The following is an 18,705-nucleotide window of genomic DNA, read 5'->3' as shown; positions in this document are numbered from 1 at the left end:
TCACTTCGGACCGGTGGAAGCCGGATCAGTGTTCTTCTTCAGCGTCTCGTAGCCGTTGGTCCGGTAGAACGCCTTCACGTGGTCGCTCTCCCGGTAACGGGCCTTGGTCTCGTCGTTGCCGGGATCGTAGGCCTGGGCCTCGGTCGCCCCCATCGGCGAAGCGACGGCGGCTGCGGCGGCCACCGTGCTGCCGCCGAGCGCCCGAAAGAACTGGCGACGACCGAGCGTCTTCGGATCCTGTCGCATCACCCTCGTCTCCTCCGGCGGCTGCCTGCTCTAGGGCAACGCGCCTCGATTTCATTTGTCACGACGGAGCAGCCCTTCAGCCTTCCATGGCGAAGGCTTCCGCCTCGATCTCGATGAAGGCGCGGCCGAGCCCTCCGACCGCGCGGTAGAACCGGCCCGCCTTCGCGTTCTCCAGATCCGCGAAGAAACGGTCCGCCCAGGGTTCGATGTGCCGGGCGAAGAAGCGCGCGGGCATGCCGGGCTCCGCCTCGAACCGCCCCGCCGCGAGCCCCGCCATCACCTCCAGAAGGATCGCGAGATGATCCTCCGGCTCGCTCATCGACTCGTCCCGCTCGATGCCGAGCGCGGCGAAATCTTCGCGCACGCGGGCGAGCGGACGCTCGTTGAGGAAGCCGGTGAGGTAGTAGGAGGCGTAAGGCAGAAGTTCGCCGCGGCCGACGCCGATGAACAGCGCAAAGAACTCGCGCTCTACCGCCTCCGTATCGGTCTCCGCCGCGGCACGGCGCAGGGCCGCGACCTGCCGGCCAAGAATCCCGTCGCCCTCTTTGACGGCCGCGAGGGCCGCGAGCAGGGCAGAACCCGGCGCCCGTCCGAGCAGCGCAGCCAGAAGATCGTATTGCTGCGCGCGCAGGAGGTCGATCTCGTCCGGAACGCCGACGACTCCAGACACCTCATCTCCCGGAAGTGCCATCACGGACGCGACCGAACTCATCGTTTCCCTCGGGCCCGCCTGGAGGACCGCTTGTTTGGATCGATAATAAAAAGCGTTTGGCTTTGCCGCAATCGAAATGCGCGTGAATTACGAGGGCATCGCACCACCATGGCGCCGCAGGCGGGGCCGGGGGAGGGTGGGCTGTTCGACTTCGGGGGCATCGACGGCGGCGACCGCTACGGGTGCGTGCATGTCCGGCATCGGCATCGGCAGGCTTGCGGTTGCAGGGTCGGTCTCGGGCTCCGGGAGCGCCGTGTCGGCGCTCTCCGCGGCGTCCTCCGACGACGCCGTCGGAGCCTCCTGCGACTCGGGGGCCGGTTCCTCCTCGGCCGCGACGGGGACACCGTCGACGATCCGTTTCAGCATCGCCTTCACGTCGTCGGTGGGCAGGAGCGGGCCCATGCCCGGCACGCCGCCGGGCGTGTTCCAGTCATAGGCGTATTCCCGCGCCTCGCTGACGAAGTCGCGGATTGCCGGATCGAGCGACCACATCCGCCGCAGGGCCGCGTTGCGCAGGGCCGTCGGCACACCGGCCTGGAGGAAGGCGGTGAGATCGGTCTCCGGCGTCAGGGCGTCGAGGGAGGGGAGCCTCGCCAGGAGATCGTCCGGCCCCGCCTCCGGTTCATCGCCGGTCAGGACGACAGGCTGCGGCGCAGGTGATCCCTCACCGGTATGCGCCTCCGTGTCGAGATTGACTTCTGCCTCGTCCGCATCCGGGTGAGCGGGCGCAACGGTTCGCTCGGTGGCGCGCACGGCCTCCTTGCGGCGCGCCCAGCGGGAGAGGAAGCCGTCGCTCATTCCGGCTTCCCCTGCTTGCCGGGGGCGCGGCGCGCCAAGGCCTCGGGGTCGGCGCGGTCGCGTTTCCGCTTCTCGAACTTCCGCTCGATGTGGAAGGCCTCGAAGAAGGCGAGCAGCTTGGCCTGCACCTCCGGCGGCATCGGCACCGCCTCGACGATCTCGCCGATGCCCTCGGCCATCGATTCACCCTCGTAGGGATCGGCGGTTACGCTCGCCACCGTGTAGGTGTCCTCTGATGCGGCGTGCAGGGTCACCCAGAGCGAGGGGCGGCCTGAGACGAGGTTGTCGCGGTAATGCGCCGTCTCGGCGATGTGCAGCGTGACCTCGTGGGCGCCGGCATAGAAGGTCGCCTCCTCCTCGGTCTCGGAGAGCTGGGTCCAGGGCGCGGTCTCGGGTGCTGCCGGCAGCGCCTCGACCGGCATCCAGGCATGGCTCGCCCACGGCCCTTTCAGGCGGCGGCGGGCCACGATGATGCCGACCTCGAAGCGGTCTTCCGGGATCTGTTCGCGCGTCATGTCCGACCTCACGCGGCGGCTCGGTCGGAGGCCAGCGGCAATCCGACGACGAGGTTCTGTGGCTTGAACTGCACGGTCTTGTCCGGCGTCATGGCGAGCAGGAGATAGACCGGCCGTTCGCCGACCCGCGGATCGACCCGGGCCGGATCGGCGAAGGTGAGGCTGAACACGGCGATCACCCGCTCGCGGGCGGCGTCGTCCAGGGTCTCACCGCGCCAGAGCGCGTTGCCGATCCGCGTGCCCTCCGCATCGAGCCCGACGAACCAGCGCCAGTCGGGATCCTCCATCCGGTCGAGGGGCGTGACCGTGACCTCGGCGTTGAGGAGGTGGCGCACGAAGGCCTCGATCGCCCGCGCCAGCCCGTCCCGGCTTCGGCCGCTGGTGCCGAGATTGAGCGCCATGGTGAAGGCGTCCGACCGGCTCCAATAGGTCCAGGCGTTCTCCTCGTTGAGCACGTCGAGTTCGCTCGCCGCCTCCTTGCCCAGCATCGTGACGAGCGGCGAGAGCGGTGCGCCGCCTTCGCGCGCCTCGATCACCTCGGCATCGGCGAGCAGCACCGCGCCCTCGTGCAGGCTGGCGCGCTGGGCGCGGAAGAACAGCTCGGCGGCGCGCAGCACGAACGGGTCTTCGCAGCCGTCGAGCGCGTTGCGCAGGATGAGGTGCACGAGTTGGGTCAGGAACAGCCCCGGCACGCCCTGCAACCCGCCGCGCACGAGGGCGAGATAGGCGGCCTCGACCGAGCGGGCCGTGAGCAGCCGCTCGCGGAAGGCGAGCATCACCTCCCAGTTCTCCCGCGCATCCGCGTCCGCGATGTTTTGGATCTCACCGCTCGTGATGGTCCGGCGCGGCTCGGCGAGAAGGCTCGCATGCAGCGCGCGCTCGGCGGCGCAGGCCTCCTCCGGCGGCACCAGTTCGGGGCGCGCGAGATAGGCGAGGATCAGCTCGTCGGTGACGGCGAGGCCGCCCCCTCCCGTGCGCTGCGTCAGGTGGTGGCCGCTCGATACCCAGAACTCGGTCATGCTCTCTCAGCCCCCGTGGAGGCGTCGCTCAGAAGTCCCACGAGGTCGGCCTGTTCGTCCGGCCCGTCCTCGTCGGTCTCGACGAAGTGGAAGGCGCGCCCGTGCAGCGGGTCGGCGCCGGGTGCGCGCTGGTGCAGGGTGCGGAACTCCTCCGCGATTTCCCCATCCTGCGCGCTGCGATGCATGGCCACGACGCTGCCGACCGGCAGATTGCACAGCGAGGCTGCGACCTCGATCTCCTCGCGGGCGGCGGCGCGGGCCGCCTCGCGATCCGGTGCGCCGAAGCGCTCGTGGATGTGGCGGGCGAGATCCTCGATCGCCGCCTCGCGCTCAGCGTCGCTCGCCTCGCTCACGACGACGAGGGTCGAGAAGCCGAGCGAGCGCACGCCGACGAAGCCGGAGCGGAACGCCGCCCGCTCCTTGCCCGCAAGCGCCGAAAGGTCGGCATCGAAGAACAGGAACGAGCCCGTCACCGCCCATTCGCCGGCCTCGGCGGCCTGCGCGAAGACGAAGGTGTCGGAGGGGTCGAGCCGCAGGGTGCGCGGCAGCTTGCCCGCACTCACAGCCGCACCCCGCCCGTAGCCGGGTCGCGCCAGGACGGGGAGACCAGCGCCGGCCGCAGCGTCAGGGTTTCGCTGCGGCCGTCGGCATGGACGAGCCGGGCATCGCCGCTCGGCTCGATCGTCGCCCGAACGCCCGGCGGCAGCGCGAGGCGGGTGAGATAGCGGCCCGTCGAGCGCGCGGCGCCGTCCTCGTCCCAGATCTCGAACGCCTTGGTGAGATGGCGGGCGAAGCTCTCGACCAGGGGCTCGCGCAGATCCTTCGGAAAGCCTTCCTCCTCGAGCGAGGTCGAGTCGGGCGTCAGGCCGGGGTCGCCCGCATCCCGTTTCGAGGCGAGCAGCATCGCCGAGAAGACCAGCCAGTCCGGCGTTTCGGTCTCGTCGCAGCCTTCCGGCCAATGCAGCGCGCCGCCGCCGAGACGGGCGCCGTTGAAGCTCAGCGTATCGGGCCACTGGAACGTCACCGGGATCTCCGGCGGCCCGAAGGCGCCGACCGCATCGGCGAGCGCCTGCATCCCGACGAAGACCGCGCGCCGCGCCGTGGCCAGCGGCTCGGTCGGCGCCAGCACCACCGCGAAGGCGATGACGTCGTCGCGTTCTTCCATGAGGAGGGTGGCGGCATCCGCCTCGCCGCTCTCCGCCATCCGGCAGGCCAGCCCCGCCGCGGAGCCCGCCGCGACGAGACCGGTGAAGGCCGGCGGCAGGACGAGCGGCGCGAGGCGCAAGCCCGGCGATCCGATATCGAGGGGGAGGGTCATAGGCGATCTCGGGCGGGGCACGGTCCTGGGAAGGGTCCCTGCGCCCGCATGTCCGTTCGTCGTTTTAGAATGATACGAGTATAGGGAAGGCAGGCTTCCGCGCGAAGGCCCTCGCGCTCCCAATCGTCTCAGGTTCAATCGTGTCCGATCGTCTCGTGTTCGCCTGTTCCTGCGAGAAGACGATGCCGCTCGATGTCGCGGCCCTGGAAAAGGGTTGCGGCACCCGCGTGCGCACCGCCGACCAGCTTTGCGGTCGGGAACTCGACCGTTACCGCGAAGCCCTGACGACCGGCCTGCCCGTTACGGTCTCCTGCACGCTTCAGGCGCCGCTCTTTGAAGAGATCGCCGCCGAGATGGCGGCAGAGGAGCGCGTCACCTTCGCCAAGATCCGCGAAACCGCCGGCTGGTCGTCGCAGGCTGACCGGGCCGGTCCGAAGATGGCGGCTTTGCTCGCCGCGGCGGCGGAGGCAGTCCCCGTCGCCGGCACGGTGCCGCTGGAGAGCCGCGGCGTCGCCCTGATCTACGGGCGCGACGAGGCGGCGATCGAGGCCGGGCGGCGTCTGGCCGAGCATCTCGACGTCACCGTGCTGCTGAGCCGGCCGGGCGAGGTCCCGCCGCTCCACCGCAACGAGTTCCCGGTGATCCGCGGCACGGTGCGCGGGGCGACGGGCCATCTCGGCGCGTTCGATCTGCGCATCGACGATTACGCCCTGCCGGCACCGTCCTCGCGCACGCACCTCGTGTTCGGGGCAGGGCGCGACGGAGCAGTCTCGACCTGCGACCTGATCGTCGATCTCACCGGCGGCACACCGCTCTTCCCCGCGCATGAGCTGCGCAGCGGCTACCTGCGGGCCGATCCGCGCGACCCGGCCGCGGTCGAGCGCGCGGTGATGGCGGCCTCCCACCTCGTCGGCGAATTCGACAAGACCCGCTTCATCGATTTCCGCGGCGAGCTTTGCGCGCATTCCCGCTCGCGCATCACCGGCTGCACCCGCTGCCTCGACGTCTGCCCGACCGGGGCGATCGCGCCGGCCGGTGACACGGTGGCGATCGACCCCTACGTCTGCGCCGGCTGCGGCAAATGCGCCGCCGTCTGCCCCACGGGCGCGGCCAACTACGCCTTACCGCCGGCCGACGCGCTGATGCGCCGCCTGCGCAGCCTGATGCGCGCCTACCGGGCGGCCGGTGGCGCGGATGCGGTGGTGCTGTTCCATGACGGCGACCATGGCGAGCCGCTGATCGATGCGCTCGGCCGCTACGGCGAGGGTCTGCCGGCCCATGTCCTGCCGGTACGGGTCAACGAGGTGACGCAGTTCGGCCCCGAGGTTCTGGCTGCGCTGTTCGCTTATGGCGCCGCCGGGGCGCGGGTGCTCGTGCGCGAGCGCCCGAAGCACGACCTCGACAGCCTGCACCGCACCGTCGCCCTGGCTCGGACGCTCGCCGACGCCCTCGGCTACGGCACCGGCACGGACGCGCCGACCGTCGCCCTGATCGAGACCGACGACCCCGACGCGCTCGGTGCGGCGCTTCGCTCGGATGTCCCCGGCCGCGCGACCCCGGCGCCTGCCGGCTTCGTGCCGGTGGGCGGCAAGCGCGAGATGCTGCGCCTCGCCTTTCGCGAGATGCATGCCGCGGCCCCGACGCCGGTCGCCGCCGTGCCGCTGGCCGCCGGGGCTCCGTTCGGCGGGCTCGCATTCCGCACGGAGGATTGCACGCTCTGCCTCTCCTGCGTCGGCGCCTGCCCGACCCACGCCCTGTCGGACAGCACCGACCGGCCGCTTCTGGCCTTCGAGGAGAGCCTGTGCGTGCAGTGCGGTCTGTGCGCGGCCACCTGCCCGGAGGACGTGATCAGCCTGAAGCCGCAGATCGACTTCGCGGCTTGGAGCGAGCCCCGCCGGATCGTGAAGGAGGAGGAGCCGTTCTGCTGCATCACCTGCGCCAAGCCGTTCGGCACCCGCGCCACCATCGAGCGGGTGATCGGCAAGCTGCGCGAGCGGCACTGGATGTTCTCAGGCGAGGCCGGTGAGCAGCGCATCCGCTCGCTGATGATGTGCGACGATTGCCGCGTCGAGGCCGCGCTGACCCAGGGTTTCGACCCGCACGCGGCGCCGCCGGCCAAGCCGCGCACCACCGAGGATTACCTGCGCGAGCGCGAGGCCGCCGGAGGGCTATCGGCAAGCCCGCGCGGCGCCTGAGCGAAGCCCAAATCCGCCATCCCGAGGGGATCAACCGGATTTGGCATGAGCACAAAAAACGACCCGCCATCGCAACGAGGGCAGGTCGGAGAGGGATCTATTGTCGCAGGAGAACAATCGGTCAAACCCTGGAGCGCTGGCTGGTTCCGCCGATCGCGCGCCAGGGACAGGGAAACGGCGGGAAATGTAACCGGCTGTCGCAGGGTTCGCGGCTCCGATCCGCGTGCTATAGCGCGCGGCCCATCCGCCAGCCCCGAGCCCCGATGCCACCGATCGTTTCGATCGCGAACCTGTCGAAGGTCTACGCTTCGGGGTTGCACGCCCTGCGCGACGTCAACCTCGACATCGCCCAAGGTGAGATCTTCGCACTGCTGGGGCCGAACGGCGCCGGCAAATCGACCCTCATCAACATCGTCTGCGGCATCGTCACGCCGAGCACGGGCCAGATCCGTGTCGGTGGCCACGACATCCTCAGCGAGTACCGCGCCGCGCGCCGGATGATCGGGCTGGTGCCGCAGGAACTCACCACCGACGCCTTCGAGAAGGTGTGGGACACGGTGAGCTTCAGCCGTGGCCTGTTCGGTCTTCCCAAGAACCCAGCCCATATCGAGCGGGTGCTCAAGGATCTCTCCCTCTACGACAAGCGCGAGAGCCGCATCATGCAGCTCTCCGGGGGCATGAAGCGCCGGGTTCTGATCGCCAAGGCGCTCGCACACGAGCCGCAGGTGCTGTTCCTCGACGAGCCGACGGCGGGCGTCGATGTGGAGCTGCGCCAGGACATGTGGCGCCTCGTGCGCCGCCTGCGCGAGCACGGCGTCACGGTGATCCTCACCACCCACTACATCGAGGAGGCCGAGGAGATGGCCGACCGGGTGGGCGTGATCCGCAAGGGCGAGATCATCCTCGTCGAGGACAAGGTCGAGCTGATGCGCAAGCTCGGCAAGAAGCAGCTCATCCTGCACTTGCGCGAGCCGGTTGCGACCCTGCCCGAGAACCTCGCGCGCCACGACCTCCACCTCGGCGAGAACGGGCGCAGCCTCGTCTACACCTACGACACGCGGCGGGAGCGCACCGGCATCACCGGCCTGCTCCGCGAGCTGGCGGATGCCGGCATCGCGTTCACCGATCTCGATACCAGCCAGAGTTCGCTCGAAGACATTTTCGTCGATCTCGTCCGCGAGCGCGCATGATGGGCGTATCCATGCTGAACGTCCCGGCGGTTCTCGCCATCTACCGTTTCGAGATGGCCCGGTTCTGGCGCACGGCTTTGCAGAGCATCGTCGCGCCGGTGATCTCCACCTCGCTCTATTTCGTGGTGTTCGGTGCCGCCATCGGCTCGCGGATGCAGACGGTCGATGGCATTCCCTACGGCGCCTTCATCGTGCCGGGGCTGATCATGCTCTCGCTGCTGACGCAGAGCGTCTCGAACGCGGCCTTCGGCATCTATTTCCCGCGCTTTGCCGGCACGATCTACGAGTTGCTCTCGGCGCCGATCTCGCCCTTCGAGGTGGTGCTCGGCTATGTCGGCGCGGCGGCGACGAAGTCGATCATCATCGGCCTCATCATCCTCGCCACGGCCTCGGTGTTCGTGCCGCTGCACATCGAGCACCCGTTCTGGATGGTGTTCTTCCTGCTGCTTACGGCGCTGACCTTCAGCCTGTTCGGCTTCGTGATCGGCCTATGGGCGGACGGGTTCGAGAAGCTGCAACTCGTGCCGCTCCTCATCGTCACGCCGCTGACCTTCCTCGGTGGCAGCTTCTACTCCATCGACATGCTGCCGCCGTTCTGGCGCGCGGTGAGCTTGTTCAACCCGGTCGTCTACCTCGTCAGCGGCTTCCGCTGGGCCTTCTTCGGCAAGGGCGACGTCGCGGTCGGCGTCAGCATCGCCGCGACGCTGGCCTTCCTGACGCTGTGCCTTGGCCTCGTGACCTACATCTTCCGCACGGGGTACCGGCTGAAGAGCTGACCTCGCAGAGGCACGCCGATCCGCTCAGAGCGGCCGCACGGCGTCGAGCGTCAGCGTCCGGGCGGCTGCCCCGCATCCGAGGATGCGGAGCGACACCGGCTTGCCGACGCTGAGCAGGGTTTCGAGGGAGTGGTTGACCGCGCCGTTGGTGGCGGCGTCGAGGGTTCGATAGCCGTCCTCGACATTGATGAAGGTCCACTGGCCGGATTGCTCCTCAAGGATGACCGACTCGAGGGAGAGCTCGTCGCGGCTGAATGCCCGCTTCACGACTCGGCCCGCCAGCTTGGCCGAACGGCAGCCTTCGTCGGTCGCGAGGTGGCTCAAGCCGAAGGCCTTGCCCGCGTCATAGGTGAGCTTCGGCCGCGCCAGGACTGCGCCGCCGAACACCAGCAGCAGGATCGCGAGGAGGATGAGCGCGCTGGCGAGGGCATCCGCGACGACCGAGCGAAGAACGCCGTTCGCGGCTGTCTGCGAAGTCCGACCCGGCATGGCCCATTCCCGAAGAAGGGCCACAGCTTAGGGGCGGTCCGGGCCTTCGGCGCAGTCCGTCAAACGATCTACCACCAATAGGTCGTTCGGCTTGGCTCCAGCGCGGGCGGGACGGGCTCTGCGCGAAAAAAACGCCGCTACGAACGTTGCTCGAGAAACTCCAGCACGCCCTTGCGGTGCAGCCGGTCGCCAACCGCGGTGGAGTGGTCGCGGTTCGGCAGGTCGAGGGCGCGGGCGTTCGGCAGCAGCTTCGCCAGTTCCGGGCCCGAGCCCGCCACCGTGTCGAGCGTGCCGACCGAGACCAGGGTCGGCGTTTCGATGGCCGAGAGCTCGGCCCGCGAGAGGGTCTGGCGCGAGGCGCGGATGCAGGCGGCCAACGCCCGCAGGTCGCTCTTGGTCTGCTCGGCGAAGGTGCGGAAGGAGGCGGCCGTCGGGCTCGGCGCAGGCGCACCGGGGGGCGCTTCCAGTGCCTCGGCGATGCCCTGCGGCAGGCCGCGCCCGTCCACGAGGTTGAAGCCGAGGCCGCCCATCAGCAGCGAGCGGACTTCCGTGGGGTAATCGAGCGCCATATGCGCGGCGATGCGGGCGCCCATGGAATAGCCCATCACGTCCGCCCGCTCGATGCCGAGATGGCGCAGCAGCCGCACCGCGTCGCCGGCCATCTGGTCGGAGGTGTAGGCGGAGGGATCGTAGAGCTTCTCGCTCTGCCCGTGGCCGCGGTTGTCGTGGGCGATGACCCGGTAGCCGGCTTCGGTCAGGGTGCGGACCCAGAGCGTATTGACCCAGTTCACCGCGTGATTCGAGGCGAAGCCGTGGATCAGGAGGATGGGATCACCGCCGCCGGAAGCACCTTCCTTGGCCGGTACGTCGATAAAGGCGATCTGCACGCCGTCGGAGTCGAAGCTCTGCATCCCGATGTCTTCGGGTGCCGGGGCGCCGTTGTCAAAGGCGGCGATGGGGCTTCCTGCGACAACGGACGGCGTTTGGCGCGTCGCGCGCGATCAGCGCCCGACTTGCCGCGGCTGCGCCGGGCTGGCATCACCCCGGCACGATGACGGACACCTCGCCCTACGGCACCTACGCTCCCACCGGCCTCGTCGCGCGGATCGCGGAGCGCACCCAGAAGCTCCCCGAGCATTCCTGGCGCGCGCGGCGGATGGCGATGTTCCTGCGCCGCCTCGCCATCTCGATGATGCGCGGCCGGCCGCTCGACGTCGAGCGCTACGGCGCGCGGATGCGGCTGCACCCCTACAACAACAACTGCGAGAAGAAGGTGCTCTTCACCCCGCAGTTCTTCGATCCGCAGGAGCGGGCCTTCCTCAAGGAGCGCCTGCGGGAGGATGCGGTGTTCCTCGATATCGGCGCCAATATCGGCGCCTACGCTCTGTTCGTGGCGGGCTTCACCGGCCGGCGGGCGCGCATCCTCGCGGTGGAGCCGCAGCCCGACGTGTTCGACCGGCTGACCTTCAACATCGGCCAGAACCCGTTCGGCACGGTGAAGGCCATCGCCTGCGCGGTGGCCGACAAGTCCGGCGAGCTGACCCTGTTCATCGATCCGCGCAACCGCGGCGAGTCGAGTGTGAAGATCGTCGGCACTCACAAGAACGCGACGGTGCGCGTGCCGGCGGTGACGCTGGTGGAGCTGTGCCGCTCGGAGGGGATCGAGCGCATCGACGCGATCAAGCTCGATGTCGAGGGCGCCGAGGATCTGATTCTGGAGCCGTTCCTGCGCGATGCGCCGGCCTCGCTGCTCCCGTCCCTGCTTGTCATCGAGAACGGTGCCGACCAGTGGCAGATCGACCTGCCGAACCTGCTCCACAAATACGGCTACCGCCAGATCGCCCGCACGCGGCTCAACCTGATGTTTGAGCGCCAGTGACATGTGGGGGGCCGATTGAGTTCGGCTGCCACTACAGCATTGAGTTGTAGCTTTGACATGATAGAGTTGTCTTCTCCAGCAGAGAAGACGCTTGTTGATCCGTGCCGCCACGCAGCCACGCGCCCCCCGGTTTTGATGTCATCGGGCCGTTCAGGCTCAGAAGAGCCGATTTAGCGGTCGGAGTATTCGTTGAAAAATTTGGCCCTAACGCAAGATTGATAAAAATCTTCCTATCGATCGCATTTATATTGGTCGCAGTCGCCTTTGCGACCGGGGCCGGTCGATATGCGTGGCTCCCGGCGGCGGCTCTATTGCTTGCCGCATTGGAAATCTTCGCGGTCCGTCCCCTGATAATCATGCTCAGATACCGGGGAGGAGCCTGTTTATCTTACGGTGAGCGAGGCATCGACGCCCGATCGATGCATGGTCATGTTCTTTATAAATGGGGCATGATCCGATCGATCGAAAAATTGGGCCCGCGCCTTCTCATTCACATGTTCAACGGCGGTGTGTTGATCGTTCCCGAGCGGTCCACCACGACCGAAAACTTGGAACGCCTTTTATCCACCCTTCACCATCATGGCGTCGCGCTGCCGATGGGACTCGCTGCTGATGTGAGGATCGGGACCGGCGTGTCGATCACGACGCCCTCCGGCCCGACCGCGCAGGTATAGGCGTAGGCCTCGACGCCGGCCGCCAAAGCCACACGAAGCGCACGGTCGAAGACCGGGTCGATGTCGCGGGCGACGTCGAAGGCGTCGGCCCGCATCTGGATCACCACGATCAGCATCGCCCGTCCGCCCGCGGTGACGACGCCGGCCAGTTCTTCCATGTGGCGGGCCGAGCGGGCCGCTTTGCAATCGGGAAACTCCGCGAGCCCCGCTTGGCGCATGAGGTGGCAGTTCTTCACCTCGACATGGCAGGGCGGCAGGCCGCCTCCGCTCGCCAGGAAATCGACGCGGCTCGCCTTTCCGTAGGCGACCTCCGGCCGGAGCGTCTCGTAGCCGATCAGCGGCGCGAGTGTGTTCGCGCGAAAGGCTTCGGCGACGAGGGCATTGGGCCGGGCGGTGTTGATGCCGACCCATTGCGGCCCGCCGGGCAGCACCGCCTCCACCAGCTCCCACGAGAACCCGAGTTTTCGCGCCGGATTGGTCGAGGGCGAGAGCAGGACGCGAAACCCTTCCGTGTTTAGCCCCAGCATCGCACCGGGATTGGCGCAATGCGCCGTCACCATCGTTCCGTCGGGAAGCCGCACGTCGGCGAGGAAGCGCTTGTAGCGCCGCACAAGGCGCCCTTCGATCAGGGGGGAGGGGAAGCGCATCGCGGGCCGGGGCGGAACGAGGGGCTTTCGCTTTCGCGCATCCGCGCCCTAGCTTCCACCCCGATCATCGCCCCCGAGGCCGCATGTCCCAGAGTTCCAACGTCACCGCCGCCATCCTCGTCATCGGCGACGAGATTCTCTCGGGCCGTACCAAGGACAAGAACATCGGCACCATCGCCGAGGTGCTGACCGAGATCGGCGTGGACCTGCGCGAGGTGCGCATCGTGCCGGACGTGAAAGAGGAGATCGTCGCCGCGGTGAACGCGCTGCGGGCGCGCTACACCTATCTCTTCACCTCTGGCGGCATCGGCCCGACCCATGACGACATCACCGCCGACAGCGTGGCGGAGGCCTTCGGCGTCGGCATCGACGTCGATCCCCGCGCCCGCGCCATGCTGTTGGAGCGGCACCGGCCGGAGGATCTCAACGCGGCGCGCCTGCGCATGGCCCGCATCCCCGACGGGGCCGACCTGATCGCCAACCCCGTCTCGAAGGCGCCGGGCTTCCGGCTCGGCAACGTCTTTGTCATGGCCGGCGTGCCGCAGATCATGGCGGCGATGCTCGACGAGATCCGCCCGACGCTGACGGGCAACGCGCCGGTGCTGTCCGAGACGATCGAGGCGGGCGCGATCCCCGAGGGCAACTTCGCCGGTGGCCTCGCCGAAATCGCCGCTGCGCATGGCGATGTCTCGATCGGCTCCTATCCGTCGATGACGCCGGAGGGATTTCGCAACCGCATCGTCGTTCGCGGTCGCGACAGGGACGCTGTGGCAGCGGCGCGCGCGGCCGTGGAGGCGTTGCTGGCCGGGCTTCGGCCGTAGGCATTTCGCTTCCGGCGACGTGCTGGCCGTCATGAAATAAATCTCTGCGCGCAGGGAGCACGCAAGCGCTGCCGTACGTTGGGCTGCGACGAGACGACCGCCGAGGGCCGCATGTCCCAGGATTCCCGTACGCACGGAGAGCCGGAAAACCGGGGTGAACCGAAGACCCACGGCGCCCACACCCGCGAGAAGGACGACGCCCAGGTCGAGAAGGCCCACCGCCCGGATGCGTTGATCCTGCACGAGATCATCCGGCGGGAAGGCGAGGAGGAGATGCGCCGCACATGGCTGGCCCTCTCGCTCTCGGGGTTCGCCGCCGGGCTCACCATGGGTTTCTCGCTGATCGTCCCGGGCGTGCTCAAAGGGCATCTGCCGCACGCGCCCTGGACCGAACTCATCACCAGCGCGGGCTATTCGATCGGCTTCCTCATCGTCGTGCTCGGGCGCCAGCAGCTCTTTACCGAGAACACGGTGACGCCGATTCTGCCGCTCCTCACCGAGCGGACGTTCGGCGCGTTGACGCGGGTTCTGCGGCTCTGGGGCATCGTGCTCGTCGCCAACATCGTGGCGACGATCGCCATCGCCTCGGTCCTGGCCCATACCGACGCGTTCAAGCCGGAGGTGCGGGAGGCTTTTGCCGAGATCAGCCGTCACACCATCGAGGACCCATTCTGGACCACGGTGATCAAGGCGGTGTTCGCCGGATGGCTGATCGCCCTGATGGTGTGGATCCTGCCGGCCTCGGGCTCGGCGGCGCCCTTCATAATCATCCTGATGACGTCGCTGGTCTCGATGTGCGGGCTCGCCCACATCGTCGCCGGCTCGGTCGATGCCTATTACCTCGTCGCCACCGGCGAGATCGATTTTCCGAAATATCTCACCGGCTTCTTCGTTCCGACGCTGCTCGGCAACATCGTCGGCGGCGTGACGCTGGTCTCGGTGCTCAATTTCGGACAGGTGGCGCCCGAGATCGAGGATCAAGACCGCGTCGGCGCCTAACCGTGCAGGGGCGACGCCGGTGGCCGCGGCGGAGCGATCAGGCCGCGGGTGGCTCGGGCTCGGTGGCGAAATGCTTCGAGAGCTTCAGCCCCTGGGCCTGATAATTCGAGCCGGCGCCCGCGGCGCCGTAGAGGGTCGCGGGCCGTTCCAGCATGCGCTCGTAGACGAGGCGGCCGACGATCTGGCCGTCTTCCAGAAGGAACGGCACGTCGCGCGAGCGCACTTCGAGCACCGCGCGGGCACCGGCTCCGCCCGCTTCGCTGAGGCCGAAGCCCGGATCGAAGAAGCCGGCATAGTGGACGCGGAACTCGCCGACTAGGGGATCGAACGGCACCATCTCGGCCGCGTGGTCGGCCGGCACCCGCACCGCCTCTTTCGAGGCCAGGATGTAGAACTGGCCGGGATCGAGGATCAGCGTGCGGCTGCCATCGGCCGGCAGCGGCTCCCAGAAGTCGCGCGTGCGGTGGCCGCGCGGCCGGTCGACGTCGATCAGGCCGGTATGGCGCTTGGCCCGGTAGCCGATCAGCCCGTCGAAGCCCGCGAGATCGACCGAGACCGGCACGCCGCCCTGAAGCGAGGGTGACGCGATATCGATCAGCGGGTCGCTGGCATGGAGCGCGGCGAGTTCCGATTCCCGCAGCCGCGGGTCGCCCTGGCGGAAACGGATCTGCGACAGGCGCGAGCCGGTCCGCACCCGCACCGGGAAGGTGCGCGGCGAGATCTCGGCGTAGAGCTGGCCGGCATAACCCGCTTCGATCTGATCGAAGGCGCTGGCGCGGTCGGTGATCACGCGGGTGAACACGTCGATGCGCCCGGTCGAGCTTTTCGGGTTGGCGCTGGCGCTGAGATCGGGGGGGAGCGCCAGGGTTTCCTGCAATTCGGCGATGTAGACGCAGCCCGTCTCCAAGACGGCGCCCTGCGTCAGGTCGATCTCGTGCAGCGCGAAGGCCGCGACGCAGGTCGCGACCGAGCGCCCGCTGCCGGGCAGGAAGCTCGTGCGCACCCGGTAGGCACGGCTGCCGAGCCGCAGGTCGAGGCTCGCGGGCTGGATCTGGTCGGCGGCGTAGCGGCTTGCGGGGCGGATCGCCCCGGCTTGCGTCAGCGCCGTGATGGCCTGCGCCGGCAGGATACCGGATGCGGCCGGCACGTCTCCGCTCATCGTCCCGTTCCCTCGCCTTTGCCCTTGGCCTCGGCCGCCGCGCGTTCCGCCGCCTCGATCACCACCACCATCCGCGCCAGCGCGAGCCGAGCGCAGGCCCCCATCGCGATCAGACCCGCGAGCGCGCTCGCCAGCAGCGGAAACAGCGTGGGCCGCAGGCCGGCGGCGATGGCCACCACGACCGCAGCGATCCACGCCGCATTCCCGAGCGCGAGCATCGGCGAGGGAAGGCCGCGGAACTCCGTTTCCACGCCCGTCCGCTGCCGCACGGCTCGCGCCACGATCCGCGCCGCGGCGTCGAGACAGAGCGCCAGCACCAAAGCCAGGGCCGGCCACCGGTTCTGCGCCGGGTTCCACCACGCGAAGCCGACGGCGAGGCCGAGCGTCAGGAGGGCGCCCAGAGCCGTGCCGGCCGCGAGCGGCAGACGGTCGGGCCGCCCGGTCTCCAGGGCGCTCCGGTGCGAAGCGTTCGGCACGTGGTCTCCGCCCTCCGCCCCACCGTCCGCCCACGTAGGCGACCGCGATTGACGAGATTTCTGGCGCCACGTACCACGGCGCGTCGCAGATGTCGCGATGCGGCCTGTGCGCCGTCCACGGAGATGCTTTCCCGCGATGTACAAGGCCGAGACGCGCGGCATCATGGTGACGGTGGAGCCCCGATTCGTCGAGGAGGAGTCCTCGCCGGGCGAGAGCCGCTACTTCTTTGCCTACACGGTCGAGATCGTGAACAATGGCAATGAACAGGTGCAGCTCCGCTCGCGCCACTGGCGGATCATCGACGGACGCGGCGCCTGCCAGGAGGTGCGCGGCGCGGGCGTCGTTGGCAAGCAGCCGGTTCTCGAGCCGGGCGAATCGTTCAGCTACACCAGCGGCTGCCCCCTCACCACGCCGGACGGCCTGATGGCCGGCAGCTACACGATGTCCACGATCGGCGGCGAGAGCTTCGAGGCGGAGATCCCGGCCTTCTCGCTGGATTCGCCGCATCTGCGCCGCGTCGTCCATTGACGGCGCCGGCCGGCGGCACCCGCCTCACGCCGCTGGAGCTTCTGGAGCGGCTCGTCGCGTTCGATACCGAGAGTTCGAAGTCGAACCTCGCCCTGATCGACTTCGTGGCCGGCTATCTCGACGGCTGGGGCGTGCCCCATATCCGGGTGCCGAACGCGGAGGGTGACAAGGCCGCCCTGTTCGCCACCATCGGGCCGATGACCGATGGCGGCGTCGTGCTTTCCGGCCATACCGACGTGGTGCCGGTGACGGGGCAGGCCTGGAGCTCCGATCCGTTTCGCCTGCGCGTGGCCGACGGCCGCGCCTATGGCCGCGGCGCCGTCGATATGAAGGGGTTCGACGCCCTGGCGCTCGCCCTGGTGCCGGCGGCGCTGGAGGCCGGGCTGACACGGCCGATCCACATTCTGCTCTCCTACGACGAGGAGACCACCTGTCTCGGCGTCGCCGACACCATCGCCCGCTTCGGCGCCGACCTGCCGCGGCCGGGTGCCGTGATCGTCGGCGAGCCGACGGAGATGCAGGTGGCGGACGCGCACAAGAGCGTCGTGACCTACAACACCACCGTGCATGGCCACGCGGCGCATTCGGCCAAGCCGGGCCTTGGCGCCAACGCGGTGATGGCGGCGGCCGACCTCATCGCCGAACTGAACCGCATCGCCGACGCCATGGTCGCCCGCGGCGACGCCTCCGGCCGGTTCGACCCGCCCAACACCACCGTCCATGTCGGCGTGATCGAGGGCGGTACCGCCCGCAACATCCTGCCGAAGCTCTGCACCTTCCTGTGGGAATTCCGCGGCCTGCCCGATCTCGACATGGCCGAGATCCCCGCTCTCTTCGCTGCTTCCTGCGAGCGGGTGACCCGCGAACGCCTCAACCGCTACGGCGAATTCGGGCATATCGCGACGGTCGAGGAAGTGTCCGTGCCGGGGCTCGCGCCCGATCCGGGCTCGGAGGCCGAGAGGCTGGCCCTTCGGCTCGCCGGGCGCAACGCGACGATCACCGTGCCCTACGCCACCGAAGCCGGACGCTTCCAGCGGGCCGGCATCCCGACCGTGGTGTGCGGACCGGGCTCGATCGATCAGGCGCATCAGCCCGACGAATTCATCACTCTCGACGAACTCGCCCGCGGCGAGGCCTTCATGCGCCGGCTGGTTGCGGCCTGCGCCGGCTGAGACCCTTGCCATGATCGTCCGCCCCCGCCCCGGCCTGCTGACGATCCTGTTCGCCATGCGCGGCTCGATCCTGCCCAAGGTCGCGCCGCAGGTCATCGTCATCGCCGCGCTCTCCTTCCTCGTGGTGGCGATCGAGCAGCGGCATGCGGCGTGGTTCCCGGTCACGGCCGGGATCGGCCCCTTCACCCTGGTCGGGCTCGCGCTCTCGATCTTCCTGAGCTTCCGTAACGGCGCCTGCTACGATCGCTGGTGGGAGGCGCGGCGGGCCTGGGGCAGCCTCATCGTCGAGTTGCGCGGGCTTGCCCGGCTGCTGCCGGCGCTGCTGCCGGAGCCCGAGCACGAGGCCCTGCGCCGCCGTTGCCTGCGCCGCGGTGCCGGCTTCGCCCATGCCCTGCACGCCCGTTTGCGCGGGCTGAACGAGACCGAGGCGCTCGCGTCCTGGCTGCCCTCCGAGGAACTCGCGACCCTCGGGCAACGGCCGAGCGGGGCCGACGCCGCGCTGACGGGGCTGACGCGGGATCTCGCCGCGGCGACGAAGGCCGGTGCGCTAAGCGACGTGCTGTTCGTGAGCCTGGAGCACAAGGTCGCCAGCCTCTCGGCGATCCAGGCGACCTGCGAGCGCATTCACGGCACGCCGCTGCCCTTCGCCTACACGCTGCTGCTCTACCGAACCGCCTGGCTCTATTGCCTGCTGCTGCCGTTCGGGCTCGCCGGCTCGCTCGGCTGGTCCACCCCGATCATCGCGGCGCTGGTGGCTTACGCGTTCTTCGGCCTCGATGCGCTCGGCGACGAGTTGGAAGAGCCGTTCGGCACTGACGCCAACGACCTTCCCCTCGACACCCTGCTGCACACGGCCGACGCGGCGATCCTCGATGCCCTCGGCGAGACCGGCCGCGAGGCACCGAAGGCCGACCGGTTCATGCTGCGATAGGCACGCGTCCCTGCTGCGCGTCGTCGTGGGGCGAACGCTGCGATCAAGAGCCCGTTGGCGGCCGGCTCATGGGAACTGGCCGGGCTGGTAGGGCGGCGAATATCGCAGGCAGGGTGTGCTTGACCCTGCGAGTGTTACTCGCCCCGAGCCGGCGCCCGTT

Annotated in this window: 21 protein-coding genes; 9 read left to right on the top strand and 12 right to left on the bottom strand. The window is 69.1% G+C overall.

The annotated features are described in order from the left end of the window. The 7 genes from ASF53_RS06505 to ASF53_RS06475 form a co-directional block, all read right to left on the bottom strand. Complete coding sequence (locus ASF53_RS06505; RefSeq protein ID WP_003601742.1) at window positions 1-246, bottom strand: formate dehydrogenase; 246 nt, start codon at window positions 244-246, stop codon at window positions 1-3. A 76-nt stretch (window positions 247-322) separates the two neighbouring features. Beyond that, window positions 323-958, bottom strand: a complete 636-nt coding sequence (locus ASF53_RS06500) for a TorD/DmsD family molecular chaperone (protein ID WP_056195709.1) — start codon at window positions 956-958, stop codon at window positions 323-325. A gap of 87 nt (window positions 959-1,045) precedes the next feature. Next, on the bottom strand, window positions 1,046-1,756 hold the full coding sequence (locus ASF53_RS06495) for a DUF3306 domain-containing protein (protein ID WP_056195705.1): 711 nt from the start codon (window positions 1,754-1,756) through the stop codon (window positions 1,046-1,048). Further along, a complete protein-coding gene (locus tag ASF53_RS06490; RefSeq protein ID WP_056195701.1) occupies window positions 1,753-2,271 on the bottom strand; it encodes a DUF3305 domain-containing protein in 519 nt (172 codons plus the stop codon). Before ASF53_RS06490 ends, ASF53_RS06495 begins: the two co-directional genes overlap by 4 nt. Before the next feature lie 8 nt (window positions 2,272-2,279). Continuing rightward, window positions 2,280-3,290, bottom strand: a complete 1,011-nt coding sequence (locus ASF53_RS06485) for a DUF6352 family protein (protein ID WP_056195698.1) — start codon at window positions 3,288-3,290, stop codon at window positions 2,280-2,282. Then, window positions 3,287-3,853 carry a DUF6505 family protein gene (locus ASF53_RS06480; RefSeq protein ID WP_056195692.1) on the bottom strand — a complete coding sequence of 189 codons (567 nt, stop codon included), beginning with the start codon at window positions 3,851-3,853 and terminating at the stop codon, window positions 3,287-3,289. The genes ASF53_RS06485 and ASF53_RS06480 overlap by 4 nt, the downstream gene beginning before the upstream one ends. Then, window positions 3,850-4,608 carry a biotin/lipoate--protein ligase family protein gene (locus ASF53_RS06475; RefSeq protein WP_056195689.1) on the bottom strand — a complete coding sequence of 253 codons (759 nt, stop codon included), beginning with the start codon at window positions 4,606-4,608 and terminating at the stop codon, window positions 3,850-3,852. Before ASF53_RS06475 ends, ASF53_RS06480 begins: the two co-directional genes overlap by 4 nt. Window positions 4,609-4,790: 182 nt before the next feature. Between ASF53_RS06475 and ASF53_RS06470 the strand changes: the two genes are divergently transcribed. The 3 genes from ASF53_RS06470 (at window position 4,791) to ASF53_RS06460 (ending at window position 8,769) form a co-directional block, all read left to right on the top strand. Next, window positions 4,791-6,803, top strand: a complete 2,013-nt coding sequence (locus tag ASF53_RS06470; RefSeq protein WP_056196010.1) for a 4Fe-4S binding protein — start codon at window positions 4,791-4,793, stop codon at window positions 6,801-6,803. A gap of 263 nt (window positions 6,804-7,066) precedes the next feature. Then, window positions 7,067-7,993 carry an ABC transporter ATP-binding protein gene (locus tag ASF53_RS06465; protein WP_056195685.1) on the top strand — a complete coding sequence of 309 codons (927 nt, stop codon included), beginning with the start codon at window positions 7,067-7,069 and terminating at the stop codon, window positions 7,991-7,993. After that, window positions 7,990-8,769, top strand: coding sequence for an ABC transporter permease (locus ASF53_RS06460; protein ID WP_056195683.1), 780 nt, complete (start codon window positions 7,990-7,992; stop codon window positions 8,767-8,769). Before ASF53_RS06465 ends, ASF53_RS06460 begins: the two co-directional genes overlap by 4 nt. A 24-nt stretch (window positions 8,770-8,793) precedes the next feature. Here the strand turns inward: ASF53_RS06460 and ASF53_RS06455 are convergent, their stop codons facing one another. Further along, complete coding sequence (locus ASF53_RS06455; protein WP_056195679.1) at window positions 8,794-9,258, bottom strand: hypothetical protein; 465 nt, start codon at window positions 9,256-9,258, stop codon at window positions 8,794-8,796. 137 nt (window positions 9,259-9,395) lie between these two features. Then, on the bottom strand, window positions 9,396-10,169 hold the full coding sequence (locus tag ASF53_RS06450; RefSeq protein WP_056195677.1) for an alpha/beta fold hydrolase: 774 nt from the start codon (window positions 10,167-10,169) through the stop codon (window positions 9,396-9,398). Window positions 10,170-10,309: 140 nt separating this feature from the next. Here ASF53_RS06450 and ASF53_RS06445 point away from each other — a divergent pair, with 140 nt between their 5' ends. After that, complete coding sequence (locus ASF53_RS06445) at window positions 10,310-11,137, top strand: FkbM family methyltransferase (protein WP_056195674.1); 828 nt, start codon at window positions 10,310-10,312, stop codon at window positions 11,135-11,137. Window positions 11,138-11,714: 577 nt separating this feature from the next. Here the strand turns inward: ASF53_RS06445 and sfsA are convergent. Continuing rightward, the gene (gene sfsA / locus ASF53_RS06440) at window positions 11,715-12,458 is read right to left on the bottom strand and encodes a DNA/RNA nuclease SfsA (RefSeq protein WP_056195670.1); all 744 of its coding nucleotides are present in this window, start codon (window positions 12,456-12,458) and stop codon (window positions 11,715-11,717) included. A gap of 83 nt (window positions 12,459-12,541) precedes the next feature. On the opposite strand from sfsA, the gene ASF53_RS06435 reads away from it, so the two are divergent. Together ASF53_RS06435 and ASF53_RS06430 are read left to right on the top strand one after the other, a co-directional pair. Continuing rightward, a complete protein-coding gene (locus ASF53_RS06435) occupies window positions 12,542-13,279 on the top strand; it encodes a competence/damage-inducible protein A (protein WP_056195666.1) in 738 nt (245 codons plus the stop codon). 111 nt (window positions 13,280-13,390) lie between these two features. Beyond that, window positions 13,391-14,278 carry a formate/nitrite transporter family protein gene (locus ASF53_RS06430; RefSeq protein WP_056196007.1) on the top strand — a complete coding sequence of 296 codons (888 nt, stop codon included), beginning with the start codon at window positions 13,391-13,393 and terminating at the stop codon, window positions 14,276-14,278. 37 nt (window positions 14,279-14,315) lie between these two features. Here the strand turns inward: ASF53_RS06430 and ASF53_RS06425 are convergent, their stop codons facing one another. Both ASF53_RS06425 and ASF53_RS06420 read right to left on the bottom strand, forming a co-directional pair. Continuing rightward, window positions 14,316-15,437 carry a 2'-deoxycytidine 5'-triphosphate deaminase gene (locus tag ASF53_RS06425; RefSeq protein WP_056195663.1) on the bottom strand — a complete coding sequence of 374 codons (1,122 nt, stop codon included), beginning with the start codon at window positions 15,435-15,437 and terminating at the stop codon, window positions 14,316-14,318. After that, the gene (locus ASF53_RS06420; protein ID WP_200943170.1) at window positions 15,434-15,913 is read right to left on the bottom strand and encodes a hypothetical protein; all 480 of its coding nucleotides are present in this window, start codon (window positions 15,911-15,913) and stop codon (window positions 15,434-15,436) included. Before ASF53_RS06420 ends, ASF53_RS06425 begins: the two co-directional genes overlap by 4 nt. Window positions 15,914-16,049: 136 nt before the next feature. Between ASF53_RS06420 and apaG the strand changes: the two genes are divergently transcribed. From apaG to ASF53_RS06405, 3 genes are read left to right on the top strand one after another with little or no spacing between them, the layout of a single operon-like run. Further along, on the top strand, window positions 16,050-16,442 hold the full coding sequence (gene apaG / locus ASF53_RS06415; RefSeq protein ID WP_056195660.1) for a Co2+/Mg2+ efflux facilitator ApaG/CorD: 393 nt from the start codon (window positions 16,050-16,052) through the stop codon (window positions 16,440-16,442). Beyond that, window positions 16,439-17,614 carry an acetylornithine deacetylase gene (argE, locus tag ASF53_RS06410; protein ID WP_056195657.1) on the top strand — a complete coding sequence of 392 codons (1,176 nt, stop codon included), beginning with the start codon at window positions 16,439-16,441 and terminating at the stop codon, window positions 17,612-17,614. The genes apaG and argE overlap by 4 nt, the downstream gene beginning before the upstream one ends. Before the next feature lie 10 nt (window positions 17,615-17,624). Further along, entirely contained in the window at window positions 17,625-18,545 is a 921-nt protein-coding gene (locus ASF53_RS06405) for a bestrophin family protein (RefSeq protein ID WP_056195654.1), read from the top strand. Window positions 18,546-18,705 lie beyond the last annotated feature (160 nt).

Origin of the sequence: Methylobacterium sp. Leaf123 (assembly GCF_001423405.1) — a bacterium.
GTDB lineage: Bacteria > Pseudomonadota > Alphaproteobacteria > Rhizobiales > Beijerinckiaceae > Methylobacterium.
The sequence above is the reverse complement of the archived record's forward strand: the minus strand, read 5'-3'. Positions and strand labels throughout refer to the sequence as shown.